The sequence below is a fragment of the Streptomyces sp. URMC 124 genome (assembly GCF_051386455.1).
GTDB lineage: Bacteria > Actinomycetota > Actinomycetes > Streptomycetales > Streptomycetaceae > Streptomyces.
In genome coordinates, this window is the sequence record NZ_JBPQTS010000359.1 from 1 (window position 1) to 481 (window position 481).

Here is a 481-nt window from a genome sequence, read left to right on the forward strand (position 1 = left end):
ACCTGCTGAGCTACTGATCGAGGTCCAGATCGAACCAGATCCGGTGCGTGCCGTCGGGGTCGATCGCGATGCCTCCGGTCCCGGTGATCCCGGCCAGCTCGCCCGTTCCGCTGCCCGGGACGATGACCACGAAGAACTCGCCTTGCCTGCTTCCGCCCGACATCGTTGCGGAGTGCGCGAAGTTGAAGGTGCCCGCCCGGCCGTGCAACGCCCCCTCGAAGGACTCCATGGCGATGTAGGTGCCTGTGTTTGTGGACTGGTCGAATGCGGAGGTGAACAGCGTGGCCGACCGCCCGGCGACCTCGCCTTCGAACTGCTTGTCCATCGTGGCGATGCCAACGGGCACCGCGGTCTCGATCGCCGGGCTGGGTACCGGGGCGGGCGTGAAGTCGACAACTTTGAATGTTCCTGAAGCTCGCATCCCCGGAGCGTACTGTGCACCACTGACATCGACGCTGGTCAGGCCGACCATGAGAGGTCA

The 481-nt window shown here is 65.1% G+C and carries 1 protein-coding gene; it reads right to left on the reverse strand.

The window, feature by feature from the left end; all coding sequences use genetic code 11:
* Nucleotides 1-10: 10 nt before the first annotated feature.
* Complete coding sequence (locus tag ACSNOG_RS32935; protein WP_436756358.1) at nucleotides 11-421, reverse strand: DUF3224 domain-containing protein; 411 nt, start codon at nucleotides 419-421, stop codon at nucleotides 11-13.
* Between the last annotated feature and the right edge of the window lie 60 nt (nucleotides 422-481).

What these genes read in the sequence shown, in the direction of transcription:
- ACSNOG_RS32935 (WP_436756358.1), bottom strand. Translation starts at nt 421, where the DNA reads ATGCGAGCTTCAGGAACATTCAAAGTTGTCGACTTCACGCCCGCCCCG.